15 protein-coding genes are annotated in these 17691 nt (G+C 45.0%); all 15 read right to left on the bottom strand.

Annotated features, from left to right (window positions below):
• Window positions 1-33: 33 nt before the first annotated feature.
• Window positions 34-1338 carry an EF-P 5-aminopentanol modification-associated protein YfmH gene (gene yfmH / locus D1970_RS04295; RefSeq protein WP_119111631.1) on the bottom strand — a complete coding sequence of 435 codons (1305 nt, stop codon included), beginning with the start codon at window positions 1336-1338 and terminating at the stop codon, window positions 34-36.
• Window positions 1338-2615, bottom strand: coding sequence for an EF-P 5-aminopentanol modification-associated protein YfmF (gene yfmF / locus D1970_RS04290; RefSeq protein ID WP_119111630.1), 1278 nt, complete (start codon window positions 2613-2615; stop codon window positions 1338-1340). Before yfmF ends, yfmH begins: the two co-directional genes overlap by 1 nt.
• A 321-nt stretch (window positions 2616-2936) precedes the next feature.
• Window positions 2937-3362, bottom strand: a complete 426-nt coding sequence (locus D1970_RS04285) for a GGDEF domain-containing protein (RefSeq protein ID WP_119111629.1) — start codon at window positions 3360-3362, stop codon at window positions 2937-2939.
• 58 nt (window positions 3363-3420) lie between these two features.
• Window positions 3421-3816: a hypothetical protein gene (locus D1970_RS04280; protein ID WP_119111628.1), complete on the bottom strand. Its 396-nt coding sequence runs from the start codon at window positions 3814-3816 to the stop codon at window positions 3421-3423.
• A 360-nt stretch (window positions 3817-4176) separates the two neighbouring features.
• Window positions 4177-5136, bottom strand: a complete 960-nt coding sequence (locus D1970_RS04275; protein WP_119111627.1) for an ABC transporter permease — start codon at window positions 5134-5136, stop codon at window positions 4177-4179.
• A gap of 2 nt (window positions 5137-5138) precedes the next feature.
• On the bottom strand, window positions 5139-6197 hold the full coding sequence (locus D1970_RS04270) for an ABC transporter permease (RefSeq protein WP_119111626.1): 1059 nt from the start codon (window positions 6195-6197) through the stop codon (window positions 5139-5141).
• The gene (locus D1970_RS04265) at window positions 6197-7726 is read right to left on the bottom strand and encodes an ABC transporter ATP-binding protein (protein ID WP_119111625.1); all 1530 of its coding nucleotides are present in this window, start codon (window positions 7724-7726) and stop codon (window positions 6197-6199) included. The genes D1970_RS04270 and D1970_RS04265 overlap by 1 nt, the downstream gene beginning before the upstream one ends.
• A 154-nt stretch (window positions 7727-7880) precedes the next feature.
• The gene (locus D1970_RS04260) at window positions 7881-8978 is read right to left on the bottom strand and encodes a BMP family lipoprotein (protein WP_119111624.1); all 1098 of its coding nucleotides are present in this window, start codon (window positions 8976-8978) and stop codon (window positions 7881-7883) included.
• A gap of 86 nt (window positions 8979-9064) precedes the next feature.
• A complete protein-coding gene (locus tag D1970_RS04255) occupies window positions 9065-9790 on the bottom strand; it encodes a GntR family transcriptional regulator (protein ID WP_119111623.1) in 726 nt (241 codons plus the stop codon).
• Between the two features lie 310 nt (window positions 9791-10100).
• On the bottom strand, window positions 10101-12437 hold the full coding sequence (locus D1970_RS04250; protein ID WP_119111622.1) for an FtsK/SpoIIIE family DNA translocase: 2337 nt from the start codon (window positions 12435-12437) through the stop codon (window positions 10101-10103).
• A gap of 140 nt (window positions 12438-12577) precedes the next feature.
• A complete protein-coding gene (locus D1970_RS04245) occupies window positions 12578-12802 on the bottom strand; it encodes a YlzJ-like family protein (RefSeq protein ID WP_119111621.1) in 225 nt (74 codons plus the stop codon).
• Window positions 12799-13539, bottom strand: coding sequence for a ClpP family protease (locus D1970_RS04240; protein ID WP_119111620.1), 741 nt, complete (start codon window positions 13537-13539; stop codon window positions 12799-12801). Before D1970_RS04240 ends, D1970_RS04245 begins: the two co-directional genes overlap by 4 nt.
• A gap of 143 nt (window positions 13540-13682) precedes the next feature.
• The gene (locus tag D1970_RS04235; RefSeq protein ID WP_119111619.1) at window positions 13683-15362 is read right to left on the bottom strand and encodes a ribonuclease J; all 1680 of its coding nucleotides are present in this window, start codon (window positions 15360-15362) and stop codon (window positions 13683-13685) included.
• A gap of 182 nt (window positions 15363-15544) precedes the next feature.
• A complete protein-coding gene (gene dapA, locus D1970_RS04230; protein ID WP_119111618.1) occupies window positions 15545-16411 on the bottom strand; it encodes a 4-hydroxy-tetrahydrodipicolinate synthase in 867 nt (288 codons plus the stop codon).
• An 18-nt stretch (window positions 16412-16429) separates the two neighbouring features.
• The gene (gene dapG / locus D1970_RS04225) at window positions 16430-17668 is read right to left on the bottom strand and encodes an aspartate kinase (RefSeq protein WP_119111617.1); all 1239 of its coding nucleotides are present in this window, start codon (window positions 17666-17668) and stop codon (window positions 16430-16432) included.
• Window positions 17669-17691 lie beyond the last annotated feature (23 nt).

Genomic DNA, 17691 nt, shown 5'->3' with positions numbered 1-17691 from the left:
GTTTATTTTTATTCATTCCTGATGGCAATCCATTTATAAAAGTGAGTCATTGTTTTTCGGCAATACCTGGCATACCGTGATTCTTTCCTTGGCAATTAAGCCTGAAGCCGCCTTCTGGATGTCCTCCACTGTCATTCCTTCAAGTACCGGAACAACATCGAACAAATCCATTCCGTTAAAAGCATAACGTGTAAATTGGTTGGCGATATATTCAGGAGAGTTCACTGCGCGAAGAAAGGTGCCAATCTTCTTTTTTCTCGTCCTGCTCAGGTTCGTCTCATTGAAAACCGAGCCTCCCTTAGCTTCGAGCAGCATTTCTGTCAGTCTTTCCGCAAGCCTGTCAGGGTTGCGGGTATCCCCTCCAGCCATAGCAAACCCGAATCCTTTTTCCTGAGTATAATCATACGAGAAGGAGTCATCAATTAACCCTTCATTGTATAACTCCATGTAATTCGCAGAGCTTTTCCCAAAGAGGACATCGAGGATCACATTTATGGCCAGCTCCTGCTTCAGCATTTCACGGCCCTGGATTCCAGTATCAGCAGCCTTTATCCCCACAAGGCATTTAGGCGTCTGAACATTCATTTCCAGCACTTTTTTCTTTTCAGAGGCTTCCATGATTTCCGTTTCAAACTTCCTCTGTATTTCAGGCATTTCTTTGTAATCCTTTTTGGCCTGGTTCTGTCTCACCTGTTCCATAATTTCATCGGGATTGACGGGACCCACAACAAACAACAGCATATTGCTCGGGTGATAGAATGTTTTATAGCACTCATACAGCATGTCTTTTGTTATATGCGCAATTGATTCGACTGTCCCTGCTATATCAATTTTCACCGGGTGACATTGATACATGTTCTCTATTAGTCCAAAGTAGAGCCGCCAGTCAGGGTTGTCATCGTACATGTTGATTTCTTGGCCAATAATGCCTTTTTCCTTTTCCACCGTCTTTTCGGTAAAATAAGGATCCTGGACAAAATCAATTAATGTTTCAAGGTTGCGTTCTACATTGGAAGTGCTTGAAAACAAGTATGCAGTCCTGGTAAATGACGTGAAAGCATTAGCTGACGCCCCCTGACGGCTGAACTGCTGGAATACGTCTCCATCCGCTTTTTCAAACAGCTTATGCTCAAGAAAATGGGCAATCCCATCAGGAACCTGCACATACTCCTCTTTGCCTAAAGGCTTAAAGGCATTGTCAATCGATCCGTACTTTGTTGTAAATGTAGCGTACGTTTTGTTGAATCCCTTCTTAGGAAGGATATAGACTTCGAGTCCATTGGCCATCCGTTCATGGTAGAGCTCTTCCTGGAGTTGATCAAAGGTGAGTTTCTCCATCATACCGCCCCCTTAGTTCCCGTTAAAAAGTAGATCGTATCGATTTTCACTTTATTAGCGACAGCGATGATGTCTTCCCTTGTTACCGCCTTCATTCCACTTAGCCATTCATCAACGGAACTTTGCGATTCTGCGATGACATTATGGTATAGGATATCAACGAGACCCCTTGCAGTATCCATCGTCTCAAGCATTTGGTTCTCAATCACCAGGATCGTCTGTTGGATTTCTTCAGAAGTAAACTGGCCGTTGCGCATTTCATCTAGCTGTTCTTTAATAATGGTTACCGCACGTTTATAGTTCGCGGTTTCTATTCCTGCCATTACCATCATGAGGCCCTTATGGCTTTCAAGCCTGCTCGCTGCATAGTAGGCGAGACTCTCTTTCTCACGAACGTTCAGAAAGAGCTTCGAATGGGAAAAGCCTCCGAAAATGCCGTTGAATACTTGCAGTGCCGCATAATCCTTCTCGCCGTACAGAATGTTTGTCCTGCAGCCTATATTTAATTTTCCCTGCTTTATGTCCTGTTCCTCGGTTACAACTTTCTCTGCTTCCGGGGCCGGGCTGTTCATTTCTTTCTTCTCGGGAATCCTAGAATTGAATGACAGCATGGACGCTGCTGCTTCTTCAACCTCAGCCTCCGTCACATCTCCTATCACATACAAGTCCATTTCGTCATTTGAGAAGGCTTGCTTGTAATACTCATAAAGCGAGCTTTCATCGATCAACGCCACGTCCTCCAGGTCACCGTTGACATGAAGTGCGTAAGGCTCATCCTTGCACATTTCCTGGATCAACCTAAAGCCAGCGTATCTCATTTTATCATCATAAACAGAATGGATTCTTTGCTCTAGTGTTCTTTTTTCTTTTTCAACTGTTGATCGATCGAAGGAACCGCTTTCCGCAAGCGGATTTACGAGGATTTCCGCCAAGAGCTCCATCCCTTTTCTTAAAAGAGGTTCAGGGTCCCCGAGGAATTTCTCGTTTGCAATGTCAAGCGTGAAACTAAGGACCTGGTATTCACCTTTTTTCGCCACATCCACATAAAGACTGGCTCCGTACAATTCATCAAGGTAAGATCTAAGCACAGTTGTATCAGGAAATTTCCTGCTGCTGCTTTGAAGGACGTACGGTAATAGGGCACGCTTTGTAGCCGTTTCCTTTTGAAGCGGCGCTTTCATACGCCATACGATTGTATTGGTCTTGAATTTTCCGGTCTTGACAACATGCAGTTTAAATCCGTTCATGTCTTTTACAGATTGCGATATCACACCCATTTGGGAACCTCCTTTTAAATAGCCAACAAGCTTTGCTAAGCTAAGTCCGGCATTGCCGGAAACTTCCTAATCTTATCTTAATGTATCACTGGTGAGGGTTATTTTCCGCTAAATGGAATAACTTCTGTTACTACCGCTGCGGTAATCCTGCCACTACTATCATTTCCACCTGCTGGCAGCCTATTCCTACTATAACCTTGCAGTTCCAGCGTTATCAAGCAATGATGCCCCGCTATACTTCTCTTTATAAAAAAAAGCGCTCGCCATCATAGCAACAAGCCTTTCAGGAAATCCTGCCTTCCCCTGGATCACGAGAACAGTTTATTGTTTTGATATAAACAAATCCGTTCCTAAAGTGCACCCTGTTTTTACCGGCTGCCTTGGCATCAGCTGGTCTGCCAGACGTAAAACATTGTCTGCAGTATCTTCGGGATGCTTCCCTGCCGCTCCGAAGCTCATTGTAACTGAGCGTTCAGATGTGAACGTTTTCACGGACAGAGTTTTGTACAAATCTGAAAAAAAGGCAGCAAGCCTTGCTTCATCCGTTTCAGGCAGCAAAAAGGCAAATTCCTCTCCGCCATAGCGAAAAGCCTGTCCATTGTACCGCTGTGCCAGTACCTGGAACAATAGCCCAATCTCTTTTAGCACTTCATCTCCGATCATATGCCCATAGCGATCATTGACATATTTGAAGTGGTCAATATCCCCAAAGACCAGGATAAAGCCATCAGAAGCCGCCGTAGACAATCGGAGCTGCTCCTAAAAAAAAAAAACGGTGATTGTAAAGACTTGTAAGTTAATCGATTTAAGCTGTTCCTGGAAAATCTCCTCCTGCTTCATATGCTTCCGTTCCCTGATGACAATCATGGAACCAAGCATACCGACAGTCCAAATGAAAAAAAGGTGCAGGATAAAAGTGAAGACCGTTCCGAATGCAATTATATGCCTCCATCGCAAGCATGACTGCAAATCCTCCGGTAAACGTAGCTGACGAAAGAAGCGCTCCTTTTGTCCTCCAATAAATCGTGGAATACATAATGACAAGGAAAGCGAGCGGGACAAGCGGGCTTTGGATTCCCCCGCTTATTAACAACAGCCACACGACGGAAATATAATCAAAAAGGATACCGGACTTAGCGATTACAGAGAAAAATTTGCGAGTGGAATTTTCACGTTTAAGCGCTATCTGGGCCGCTGTCATATACAACAAACCTATGCTTATAAGGATAGGGAAACTTTCTTTATCAAACTCAAGTCTTGAGTCTAGAGGGGGAAAATAGAAAAAAACACACTGGCAATCTTAAAAATCCATCTTAAGTAAGAAAAGATTCTTTCAGTCTGAAAATCATCCATATATAAAGACAGCTTACATTTTACTCCCCTTAACCCAGCTTCTATTTTTACCCATATTATCCCTATTTTATTATATTAGCCAAATATTCCATATAGAATATTTTTACTTTTTCATGAATGACACGAGTAAAAAAACAATAAAATATCAAGGGAGGCTGCCTAAAAAAAACCTGGAAACGCAAGCGTCCCAGGGTTTGGTTTGAATGGTTTATCTTTTTCCTTTGACATAAGGAATACCTATTGCTTTCGGAGCATCTGCACGGCCGACGAATCCTGTCAATGCCAGAATGGTCAGAACGTATGGCGCAATAATCAAGAACACAGAAGGGATATCCTTCAGGAACGGAATTTGTGCGCCAGTAATGCTGAGTGACTGAGCAAAACCGAAGAACAAAGCAGCGCCCATCGCACCAAGCGGATGCCACTTACCAAAGATCATTGAAGCCAATGCCAGGAAGCCTTGTCCTGAAATCGTTCCGCCGGTAAAGTTACCGGAAATCGACAGTGCGTATATCGCCCCTCCGATACCTGCAAACACTCCAGACAAAATGACGCCAATATAACGCATTCTTGTTACATTGATCCCCATAGTGTCTGCAGCCATTGGGTGCTCCCCTACAGAACGGAGCCTCAGGCCAAACGGCGTTTTATAAATCACGTACCAAACGACAATTGCTGCCAAAATGGCAATATACGAAGTATAGGGAATCCTTGAAAAGAAAATATCTCCTATAACCGGAAGATCCGACAATCCAGGCACGTCCACTTTATTGATCCGAAAATCAACAAAATCAGTCTGCCCTTTTCCATAGATTTTCTTGATTAAAAACAAAGAGAGACCTGCAGCCAAAAAGTTAATGGCCACACCGCTGACAGTCTGGTCTGCCCTTAAGGTGATGCTCGCTACGGCATGAAGCAGAGAAAAAATCCCGGAGGCTAAAGCGGCAACGAGGATCGCAACCCATGGAGATGCAGCGCCTACACTGTCCTGAATCGTTAATGTTGTGATAACACCTGTAAAAGCTCCAAAAAGCATAAGTCCTTCAAGCCCAATATTGACAACACCGGAACGTTCACTGAATACCCCGCCAAGGGCTGTGAAAATGATAGGGGCAGCCGTATATAGGGCAGCTGGAATGATAAGTGCCAAAATTTCCAAAATGCTCATGCCTATTTCCCCTCCTTGCTAAACCGGGCAGCGATGACTCGGATGATATATCCTGATGCGACAAAGAATATGATCAGTGCAATAATAATTTTAATCAATTCTGATGGTACGTTTGCGTCAAAGTTCATTTGAGGTGCAGCTGTGTTCAATCCCCCAAACAGAAGTGAGGAAAGGATGATTCCAAACGCGTTATTCGCGCCAAGAAGGGCAACAGCAATTCCGTCAAAGCCAGTTCCTGTGAAGGATGAAAGAACGGTCATGTTCTGGAATGTACCAAGTCCTTCCATGGCTCCAGCCATCCCTGCAAATGCTCCGGAAATCGTCATTGAAAGAATGACGTTTTTAGAGACATTCATACCTGCATACATCGATGCATGCTGGTTATAACCAACAGACTTTAACTCGTAGCCTGTCGCTGTTTTTTCAAGTATGAACCACATGATTACTGCGGCGATAAGGGCAATCATAATACCCCAATGGAGCCGCGATCCTTCCGTGATTTGTGAAAGGAAAGGCGAAGAAAGCGATGCGGATTCATGAATTCTGTAGGACTTTTCATTTCCCGCATACAAATATCTCTTGATGAGATCTGCGGTGACATACAATGCTACATAGTTTAGCATGATCGTCACAATAACTTCGTGGACCTTGAATTTAGCCTTCAAATATCCCGGTATCATTCCCCAAAGGCCCCCTGCAACTGCTGCTGCCAGGATTGACAGTGTAACATGAAGGACAGCAGGAAGCTCAAACGCATAGCCGACCCATACGGATGCAAGCCAGCCGACGAGCAGTTGCCCTTCGACACCGATATTGAACAATCCTGTTTTGAAAGCAAAGCCGACAGCCAAACCTGATAGAATCAATGGTGAAGCTGCACGAATTGTTTCCCCAATGGCTTTAGGTGTACCAAACATGCCGCTAAACAGAGCTTCAAAGCCTGCGACAGGATCATAATTACCCAATACCATGATGATGGCTCCTGCCAGCATGCCAAGAATGGCAGAAATGACAGGGACCAATATGTTGAATAGTCTTTCATTTTTTAAAAGGTTCTGCATCACAACACACCTTCTCTTTCCCGCTTGCCGCCTGCCATTAGCAATCCGAGCTCTTGCTCGCTTGTTTCCTTCGGATCGACAATGTCCACGATCCGACCTTCATAGATGACGGCGATGCGGTCACTGACATTCATGACTTCCTCTAGTTCAAATGAAATGAGCAGCACGGCTTTGCCGTTATCGCGTTCTTCAATCAGCTTTGAATGGATGAACTCAATCGCTCCAACATCAAGACCCCTTGTAGGCTGTGCAGCGATGAGGAGGTCAGGGCTTCTGTCCACTTCACGGGCAATAATCGCCTTCTGTTGGTTTCCGCCTGACAGTGCCCTTGCAGGAGTGAATTCTGAAGGCGTCCTGACATCATATTCCTCTATCAGTTTTCTCGCCTTCTCATATATTTTGCCGTAGTTTAATATTCCGGATTTGGAAAATGGCTTTTGATAATAGGTTTGCAATACCATGTTGGCACCGATTGAATAATCAAGGACAAGACCGTGTTTATGCCTATCCTGAGGGATATGGCCTAGACCTGTTTCGGTAATCTTCCTGGCTGGAAGGTTAGTGACATCCTTGCCATTAATCTTGATGCTGCCGGACTTTACTTTTCGAAGGCCGGTGATCCCTTCAATCAATTCCGTTTGTCCGTTCCCGTCAACACCGGCAATTCCAAGGATTTCCCCAGCCCTGACATTGAGGTCAAGTCCGTTGACACTGGGAATATCCCGCGCGTCATGGACGACAAGCTGATCTATTTCCAAAACAACATCTTTAGGTGTTGCTTGTTGTTTCTCGACTTTAAAATGCACCTCGCGGCCAACCATAAGGGCTGCAAGTTCATCAGGATTTGTCTCCGAAACGTTCACTGTACCGATACCTTTTCCTTTGCGGATAACAGTGCAGCGGTCGCAGACTTCCATAATTTCTTTTAGCTTGTGCGTAATTAAAATAATCGATTTTCCTTCTTGGACTAATTTTTCCATAATCTGAATGAGTTCTTTGATTTCTTGTGGAGTCAGTACTGCTGTTGGTTCGTCAAAAATCAGAATTTCAGCACCGCGGTATAGAGTCTTCAGAATCTCTACCCTTTGCTGCATCCCTACAGAGATATCTTCAATTTTCGCATGCGGGTCTACTGACAACCCATAACGCTGAGAAAGTTCGGACACTTTCTTTGCAGCATCTTCAATGTTGATTTTTCCGCCTTTTGTCGGCTCGCTGCCAAGAATGATATTTTCAGTGACGGTAAAATTGTGGACGAGCATGAAGTGCTGATGCACCATCCCGATTCCAAGGCGGTTCGCGACATTGGGATCGGTAATCTTAACTTCCTTGCCTTTTACTTTTATTTCTCCCTTTTCCGGCTGGTAAAGTCCGAACAAGACATTCATTAATGTAGATTTTCCGGCGCCATTCTCTCCCAGCAGTGCGTGAATCTCACCTTTTTTCACCTGCAGGGTAATGTTATCGTTCGCCACGATTCCCGGAAATTCTTTGCGAATGTTATTCATTTCAATAACATATTCTTGCATCTTAATCACTCCCAAATCGCAAAGGTAAAATCGGTCATGCATTGTGCGTATTGCAACACTGCGCCCATAATGGTAACGCATATGTTTACTTTAAAGCTCTATTTTTAGAGAAAGCGAAGGCTAGCAATAGGATCACTAGCCTTCAGTGTTTCTATTATAGAGATTTTTCAAATTCAGCGAATTCTTTATCTGTCTTAGGAACTTTGATTTCGCCTTTAAGGATTTTTTCCTTATATTCGTCAACAAGCTTAAGGGACTCTTTACTTACATTTTCTTGGCTTTCAGCAATGCCAATGGCGTTTTCTTTAATACCGAACAAAGATTCTTTGCCGCCAGGGAATTTTCCGTCCATTGCCATTTTGGAGATTTCATATACTGCTACGTCAACGCGCTTAACCATTGAAGTAAGGGTAACATTTTCAGGCATTCCTTCTTCGTGCTGGTCACGGTCAACACCGATTACCCAAACATCTTCACCGTTCTTCTTGCGGTTTTTCGCTTCTGTGAAGACACCGTTTCCTGTACCGCCGGCAGCATGATAGATGATATCAGCGCCTTGTGTGTACATAGTGGAAGCAATGCTGGATCCTTTTTCAGGTTTGTTGAAATCTCCAGCATATTGAGCGATTATTTCCATATCAGGGTTAACGGATTTAACGCCTGCTTTAAAACCGTTTTCAAATTTCTTGATCAGCGGTGAATCAACTCCGCCAATGAATCCTACTTTACCTGTTTTGGATTGTTTCGCTGCAACTACACCTACAAGGAAAGATCCTTGATGTTCTTCGAATGTTACAGCAGCAACGTTGTCAAGGAAGACTGGTTTGAAATCTTCATCCATCAGCAGGCTATCGATAAGGGCAAAGTTTGTACCAGAGTTTTGCTCTGCAGCTGTTTGGACAGCATCTTCAAGCAAGAATCCGGCAGCAAAAGTCAGGTTAAATCCGCCGTCAGCAAATTTGCCTAGGTTTGGAATATAATCTGCTTCTTTTTCAGATTGCAGATAGCGGTAGCTTTTGCCTTCCTCAAGGCCAAATTCCTTACCGAATTTTTTAAGGCCTTCCCAAGAAGATTGGTTAAAGGATTTGTCATCAACGCCGCCTGTATCAGTAACAAGACCTACTTTAAAATTCTCTGTTTTCTTTTTCTCGTCGCCTTTTTTGCTGTCGCCTTCGTCAGATCCGCATGCACCAAGAATCGTACCTGCAGCCAACACTAGTGAAAGCGCCAAACCAAATTTACGCTTTTTCAATGCTTGTACCCCCTATTACTTCGTTATGGATTGAGTAGAAATGAAATGCAACGTTAAAGTTAGCGTTTACATTCACCGCAAAAAAATTATATTCTTTTCCGCAGTACGTGAAAGCTGAACTTGTCCGCCCTGAAAAAGTTGACCGAATAGAGGATAGGTTCGTCTGACTCGTCGAAATGCATCTGTTTCAGTACCAGCAGTGCAGTTTCCGGATCACACTCCAGGATTGGAGAAACCTTTTCGTGATAGCCTATTGGCTCTATTTGAGCCACTGCGTAAGTGATCTTCCGATTGGACTTTTGTTCCAGCATCTGAAAAATCGACTCATCTCCACAAGTGAAGGTTCTCGATAACACATTCGCTGGAATTTTGTCGATACAATAGACAACTGGCTGGCCATTGGCAGTCCTTACGCGTTCGATCACGATAATCTCATCTTCCGCTTCGCAGGAGAAACGACGGATATCATCTTCGGTCGGCGCGATTGTCATTGAATTCAGAAAAATGGTTCCAGGCGACATCCCTGCCTGTTCAATCATGTCTGTGACGCTGTTAAGCTGTTCGATACCTGAGGTGAAAAGCGGCTTCGAGTTGACGAACGTGCCGACTCCATGCCTGCGAACGATTACATTTTCCTCCTCGAGAATCCTCAACGCTTCACGAAGCGTTGCCCGGCTGACGCCCAGCAGTTTTGCAAGATCGAATTCAGACGGAAGTTTTTCTTTCTCTTTGTAGACTCCCTCCTGAATATCCTGCTTCAGGCGGTCAATTACTTGTAAATAAAGGGGCCGGCTATCTGACTTGATTGACATTGGGAAGTTCCTCCAACCGTTTTTCTAAAGACATCAGACATCTGATGTATTATCATTCCTACTAATCGAAAATACTATAACACTTTTCTTTCTATAAATAAATAGTCTTTCAAAAAATTGTCGAAAAAAGCTGTTTAATTAAGATATATAGGTGACAATACTTGCAGGCATCCTTTTTTTGGTACAATAGTAATATGTAAGCGCTTTATTTGAGGAATTCCCCTAGTCCCCTTATCCTATTTCAGCTAAAAAGACAAGCCTAGCAAAACAGTTTGCCAGGCTTGTCTTTTTTATGTTTACCTCTCCTTGATCAAGAGCTTGCTTCTTCTGTCTTTGCCACAAGGACGGTCCTCGGCTTGCTCCCTTCATATGGGCCGACAACGCCTCTCTGCTCCATCTCGTCAATCAGACGGGCCGCGCGGGAGTAGCCGATGCGGAACCTGCGCTGAAGCATTGAAACGGAAGCGGTCTGCATATCTACCACAAGGTCGACTGCATCTCCGTACAATTCATCGTCAACTTCTGACGTGTTTTCCGGTATATCCTCCGGAATCATTTCACTTTGGTACTGGGCTTTTTGCTGGCCGATTACGTACTCAACAATATCCTCGACTTCCTGGTCGGAAAGAAAAGCTCCCTGCACCCTGACAGGCTTGGAAGCCCCTACAGGCAGGAAGAGCATATCTCCTCTTCCCAGAAGCTTTTCAGCACCCCCCATGTCAAGAATTGTCCGCGAATCAGTCATTGATGATACTGCAAAAGCAATCCTTGAAGGAATGTTCGCCTTGATCACACCTGTAATGACATCGACTGACGGTCTTTGGGTGGCTATGATCAAGTGTATGCCTGCTGCCCGGGCCATCTGCGCCAGCCTTGTGATTGAATCTTCAACATCAGATGAGGCAACCATCATCAAGTCGGCGAGCTCATCTACAATGACCACGATGTACGGAAGGAGAGGCTGGTTTTCTTTTTCCTCTGCATTGTACCGTTTTATGTAATCATTATATCCTTCAATATTTCTTGTTCCAGTATGCGAAAACAGCTCGTAGCGCCGTTCCATTTCACCCACGACTTTTTTCAGCGCCTGAGATGCTTTCTTTGCGTTTGTGACTACTGGTGCCAGGAGATGCGGAATTCCGTTATACACATTCAGTTCGACCATTTTAGGATCAATCATCATCAGCTTTACTTCATGCGGCTTTGCCCTCATCAGGATGCTTGTGATAATTCCGTTAATGCACACACTTTTACCGCTTCCAGTCGCCCCTGCTACAAGCAGATGGGGCATTTTGTTCAATTCCGCGAGAACAGCATCGCCGGTAATATCCCGTCCAAGTCCGATTTGCAGCTTAGCGGAAGGCTTGTCATGCTTCTTTGCCTCGAGCACTTCCCTCAATGAAACCATGGCTACCTCGGAATTCGGCACTTCAATTCCGATGGCTGATTTACCTGGAATTGGAGCCTCTATCCTTATATCCTTAGCAGCAAGCGCGAGGGCCAAATCATCGTGAAGGCTAACAATCCTGCTGACCTTCACTCCCACATCAGGATGGACCTCATACTTTGTTACTGCTGGGCCAAGATGTACCTGTGTGACCCTTGCCTTTACACCGAAACTCTGGAAGGTTCGCTCAAGCTTGGCTGCATTTGCATGGATCAACTCATACTCACCGCTTTGGTCCGTTTGGCTTGGCGGTTTTAACAATGTAATTGGCGGCAGCTCATAGGCTGCGTTTTCCACCTCGGTGAAAGTAATCGGAGGTGCCTGCTCCTCTTCGGACTGAGTCTCGGAAGTGCTGCTGGTGTTTTCAGCAGGAGCTGATTTATCTGATGCTTCACCAGGTTCGGTGTAAGCACGCTCTGCAAAGCTTGAAATGATTGGTTCATGATTATTATCTATTTCATGTTCCAATTCAGCCCCAGGAGCTTGCTCTGGGACCGATTGTGATTTTTGTGCTCTCCCTCTGCCTGATTTCTTTTTTTTCGGCTTCCGTTCAGCCCTCTTTTCCTTCCACTCCTGAAAATCATCAAGGAAGGCTGACCACTGGCTTCTGAAAAAACCGCTGAAACCCATAATGACTCTTCCTGCCACATCACCAAAGGTCCGTCCCGTTATAAGTACGGAACCGATGATAATCAGCACAAAAGCAATTAGCTGCGTACCAGCCGCATCAAACAAATAATAAAACATAGCGAAAAGTACTGCACCAATCATGCCTCCGCCTAGTCCCTGGGGATTTGGCTTCCCTCTCGCTTCAAGTTCAAAAAGCTTGAAGGTATTTGAAATCACGCTTGGATCACCTGTTTTTCCCCCTTGGAGGAGAAGGTCAATAATCGTTACGTGGCTTAGAAGGAGAATGGCAGCGACAATAAAGTATGTACCGACCAATTTGACCTTCAAGAGGTCCGGAATCGTCCGCTTCCACATGATATAAATGCTGAATGCCGCAAGCCCCAGAAGAATAAGCATGTACCATTGCCCCATGAAAAACCTGAAAAACAATACAAGTACTGTTCCTGCTTTTCCGAGCCCTGCCATTGCAATGATGGTCAGCGCAAGTATAATCAATCCTGCCAATTCGTATTTGACGGTGGACTTCATTGTATTTTTTTGGTTTGATTTCCGCCGTTTCTTTTTTGCCATTCTATCACCTTATTTAATAGTTTCCTTAAACATTGTTCAATCTAGCTATTTTCCGGATCTGCAGGGAAGAAAAGAAGCAGCCTTTTAGGCTGCCTGCAATTGTTTATAGCTTATTATAGCATAGTTGTTTCCAACAAGGTTCACAAACATTCGTTCTGTCCCCATGAAATTTTCGCTCCTGGCGCGCATTCGGGAATAAGAAAATGGCCAGGATCTGTGCTCAGGATGCGAATGACCCGGTATTCCATCATTTCTGCCTTCTCAGCGACAAGCGGGATTCCTTTGTATTTTATGATGACTTGTTCTGCCTGTGATGTATCAGGCGGATAGACCAGTTCATGTGGCATCATCGTATATAGGATCATTGCACGGGTCCATCCCTTTCCACCTTGCTCGCATCTATCAATTCGTTCAGTTTTTTCATGGCTTGCCCTATCCCGCCAACGTCATCGATCAGTCCACAGGTAACTGCCTCCCTGCCCACTACGTTCGTCCCAATGTCCCTTGTCAGATTCCCTTTTGCAAACATTAGTTCCTTAAAGTCTTCCTCTGATACATGAGAATGCCTTGTTACAAACTTGATGACTCTTTCCTGCATTTTATCAAGGTACTCGAATGTCTGCGGCACCCCGATCACGAGACCGGTCAGCCTGATTGGATGGATGGTCATGGTGGCCGTTTCAGCTATAAATGAATGCTCGCATGACACAGCAATTGGCACACCGATTGAGTGGCCGCCACCAAGTACAAGCGACACAGATGGCTTTGAAAGAGATGCAAGCATCTCAGAAATGGCCAGCCCTGCTTCGACGTCGCCTCCAACTGTATTAAGGATAACAAGAAGCCCTTCGATATTCGGGTTTTGTTCGATGGCAACGATTTGCGGAATTAAATGTTCATATTTGGTTGTTTTATTATGCGGAGGCAGCTGCATATGGCCTTCTATCTGTCCCACAATCGTCAAACAGTGTATTTTTGAGTCCTGCGAGAGCTGTGGAACATTCGTCTGGCCGAGCTGCTGTATTTTTTCGAGGAGTCCGGATGATGGCTTTTCTTCTCTTTCCTCCTCTTGGTTAACCGGAAAATTTTCATTCTTTTCCATGCTGATGGCTCCCTTCAGGCATAATCCTGTTTAGTATGAGCCAATTTTTGGATTTCATTCAGCGACAGTCCCGTTTTTTTGTTTAAGTTTTTATTTAAGAAGACAAGAAAAAGCTGCAGGATGTGTTTCTGCAGCTTTACCGCCTAACGCCTCGTATTTACTTCCATCAGGATTGGCATAATCATCGGCCTGCGTTTTGTCTTTTCATATAACTGCTGGCTTAGCGCATCCCTCATATCCTGCTTAAGGCCTGCCCAGTCAAACGAAGGCTTTGCAATGACTTTCTCGACAATCCCCTTGACGATGTCGGACGATTCCTCCATTAGCTTTTCGGATTCTCGTACATATACAAAGCCTCTGGAGATAATTTCTGGACCCGCGGCAATCTTTCTTTCCGCCTTGTTCAAGGTAACAACGACGATTAATATTCCATCCTGCGATAGAAGCCTGCGGTCACGGAGAACGATATTGCCAACATCTCCAACTCCGATTCCGTCAATCAAGATATTACCCGCTGCCACTTTTTCAGTGGAGCGAATCTTCCCTTTTTCTAAGGTTATAACATCCCCGCGGTCGGGGATATGAATTCTTTCTTTTGGAATCCCGCATTCCATTGCCAACTGGGTGTGTGCCTTCAGCATTTTATATTCGCCATGCACTGGAATAAAGAACTTTGGATTCATTAAATTAATCATAAACTTCAATTCTTCCTGGCTGCCATGGCTTGAAATGTGGACTGCCCGTTTACCGGCGAATACATTGGCGCCTGCCCTCTCTAGTATGTCAATGGTTTTGTTGACAAAGACCTCATTTGCGCCAAGCGGGGAAGCCGCAATGATGACAGTATCACCTTCCTTAATGTTCACTTGAGGATGGCTCTGTCTGGCCATCTTTTGCAGTACCTCGATAGGCTCGCCCTGATTTCCGGTTGCAAGTATGACAACTTCATCTTCGGGATAGTTTTTGATTTCCGGAACTGAAATCAACACTTCCTCGTCCACTTCAAGATAACCTAGCTCAATCACTAGATCATATATTTTCTTAAGGCTTTTTCCGACAACGGCCACTTTACGGCTGCTGTCTCTAGCGCTGTCAAAAACGTGCTGGATACGAATCAAGTCTGAGGCGAAGCATGCAGCAATGACCCTTCCTTTCGCATGTGAAAACACACCGTTCAATTCACGTGCCATGATAGCTTCAGAAGCAGTATAACCTGGCTTCTCGGCTTCCATGCTGTCAGAGAGCAGGCAAAGGACACCCTCTTCGCCGATCCTGGCCATTTTCCCGATTTCAGGTTTGTACATCCTTGAGGCAGCCTGGTCGAATTTAAAATCACCAGTATGGACAATGGCCCCTTCAGACGTATGTATGGTTATACCGATGGAATCAGGAATGCTATGGTTCGTTCTGAAGAAAGAAACGTAGGATGATTCAAATTCAACTACCGTTTCTGAATCAACCAGCCTGAAATCTGCAGGGCCATAGTATTCCTGCTCTTTCATCTTTGCCTTCGCCATTGCCAGCGTCAGCCTTGTCCCATAGATTGGAACCTGGATTTCCCTAAGGATATAGGAAAGCGCTCCAATATGGTCCTCATGGCCATGCGTAAGAAAAATCGCCCTGACCCTGTCTCTGTTTTCCTTAATATAAGTTAACTCAGGAATCACAATGTCGATTCCAAGCATTTCATTCTCCGGAAACATGAGCCCGGCATCGATAATGAAAAGATCATCGTCAACTTCTGTGATGTACATATTCTTTCCAAGTTCCCCTACACCGCCCAAAGGGATTAATTTAATAGTTTCATTTATTTTCTTTTTCAAATCATGTATCCTCCTATGCTGTATTGGGCCGACCTTTGACCAGTTAAGGCTATTATACTTGATAACGGAAAATCATGACAACTAGAAGCATGGAAATGCGAAATGCAGCCCAATCATGCATGCACTAAAAAAACGACCGATCCCTTAAAAGGACGGTCGTTTTATGAGAGTTTATGATATGTTTATAAAACCAATTTGGCAAGCGCTACTCTCTCTGTTTCCGTGAGCGGCACAAGCGGAAGCCTGACTGTACCGACATCCATGCCTTGCATCTGGAGAGCCGTTTTAACAGGCGCTGGACTTGGTGCTGTAAATAGTCCTTGCATGACTGGAAGAAGTTCCTGGTGCATCTTGGCCGCACTCTGGATATCGCCTGAGAAAAAGGCTTGAACCATTTCCTGCATTTGATTGCCAATGATATGGGATGCTACAGACACTACACCTACACCGCCGATAGACAGGATTGGCAGCGTCAAGCCGTCATCCCCGCTGTAAAGAACAAAATCGTCTGGCGTTTCTGCAATAATCTTCGTCATTGCATTAAGGTCCCCGCTTGCTTCCTTGACGGCAACGATATTCGGGATTTGTGAAAGCCTGATGATCGTTGCCGGAAGGAGGTTGACAACCGACCTGCCGGGAATATTATAAACCATGACAGGAAGACTCGTACTCTCGGCAGCAGCCTTGAAGTGCTGGTAAAGCCCTTCCTGGTTCGGCTTATTATAATACGGAGCAACGATCATAATGCCGTCTACGCCAATTTCTTCCGCTTTTTTCGTCAATTCAATTGTTGCGTAAGTATTGTTGCTGCCCGTTCCGGCAATAACCGGAATCCGCTTGTCAACCGTTTTGACAATATGCTGGAACAAAGCAATTTTTTCTTCTTTTGAAAGGGTTGGAGATTCGCCTGTCGTTCCGGCAACAACCAGGGAATCTGTCCCGTTTTCGATAAGATGGTTAACTAGCTTGGTTGTTTTGGCAAAGTCAATATGACCGTTTTTGTCAAACGGTGTAACCATCGCGGTCGAAATGCGTCCGAAATGGACCATGTTTCCCACTCCTTTTTATCAATCCTGATGTGTTTCCTGTTGTTCTTTTTCTAATTCAAATGCATCGTGGAGAGCATTGACGGCTGTGACGAGGTCATCTTCCTTCACAAGTACCCAAATTGTCGTATGGCTGTCCGCTGATTGCAAAATGCGAATCCCTTTATCCGACAAAGCCGTAACAATTTTTGAAGTAACGCCAGGAACACCCGCCATTCCTCCCCCGACAACAGAAACCTTCGCGCAGTCCCGTTCAATCTGAGGATTGTGGCCGAGGTTTTCCAGGACAGCTTGCGCTCTGTCAGCAGCACCATTTGAGACTGTGTACACGACAGCGGTTGGCGATATGTTGATAAAATCGACACTGATTTCCTCATTGGCCATTGCCTTGAAAACTTCTGACTGAAGATTATACTGATCCTTTTTTGCATTCACTTTGATTTGGGTGACATTGGACATATGCGCAATCCCAGTGATAAGACGCTCTCTTATGTCGCTTCCTTTGCCATTTCTGCTAATGGAGGTGACAAGCGTTCCGTTCGAATCGGAATAAGTAGATCTTATCCTGATCGGGACTTTTGCCTGCATGGCAATTTCCACTGCACGCGGATGGATGACTTTCGCTCCCTGATATGCCATGTTGCACACTTCAGTATAGGTAACAACCGAAAGCGGGCGTGCATTCTCTGCAATCCGCGGATCGGCGGTCATAATACCTTCCACATCCGTGAAAATATCAATCCATTCTGCATTCAGCGCAGCGCCAAGAGCTGCAGCGGATGTATCGCTGCCTCCTCGGCCAATTGTCGTTGTATCCCCGTTAGGGCCTGCTCCTTGGAAGCCAGCAACAACCACAGCGTCAACATTTTCGAGTTCTTTCAGCAAACGGTCACATTTCATTTCTACAATTTTCGCATTGGTATGATCACGGTTTGTGCGGAATCCTGCCTGCGCACCTGTTAGGGCCACTGCATTAATTCCATGCTCGAGCAGCTTGTTTGTAAAAACCACACTCGAAATTGTCTCGCCGCAAGAAAGAAGGAGGTCGTGCTCCCGCTTGCTCAGACCGTTCTCGTTTCCTCCTACCAGATCAAGGAGCGTATCAGTTGCATACGGGTCTCCCTTGCGCCCCATTGCCGAAACTACTACCACTGCCTTGAAGCCCTGCGAGATTGCCTGCTGGATATGTTTGATGGCATGCGCCCGGCTATTGTCATCCCGGACGGAAGTTCCGCCAAACTTTTGAACGATTATCTTCATTATTAACACCTCTATAATATCAC

It is taken from the genome of Mesobacillus zeae (assembly GCF_003570705.1).
GTDB lineage: Bacteria > Bacillota > Bacilli > Bacillales > Cytobacillaceae > Mesobacillus_C > Mesobacillus_C zeae.
The sequence above is the reverse complement of the archived record's forward strand: the minus strand, read 5'-3'. Positions and strand labels throughout refer to the sequence as shown.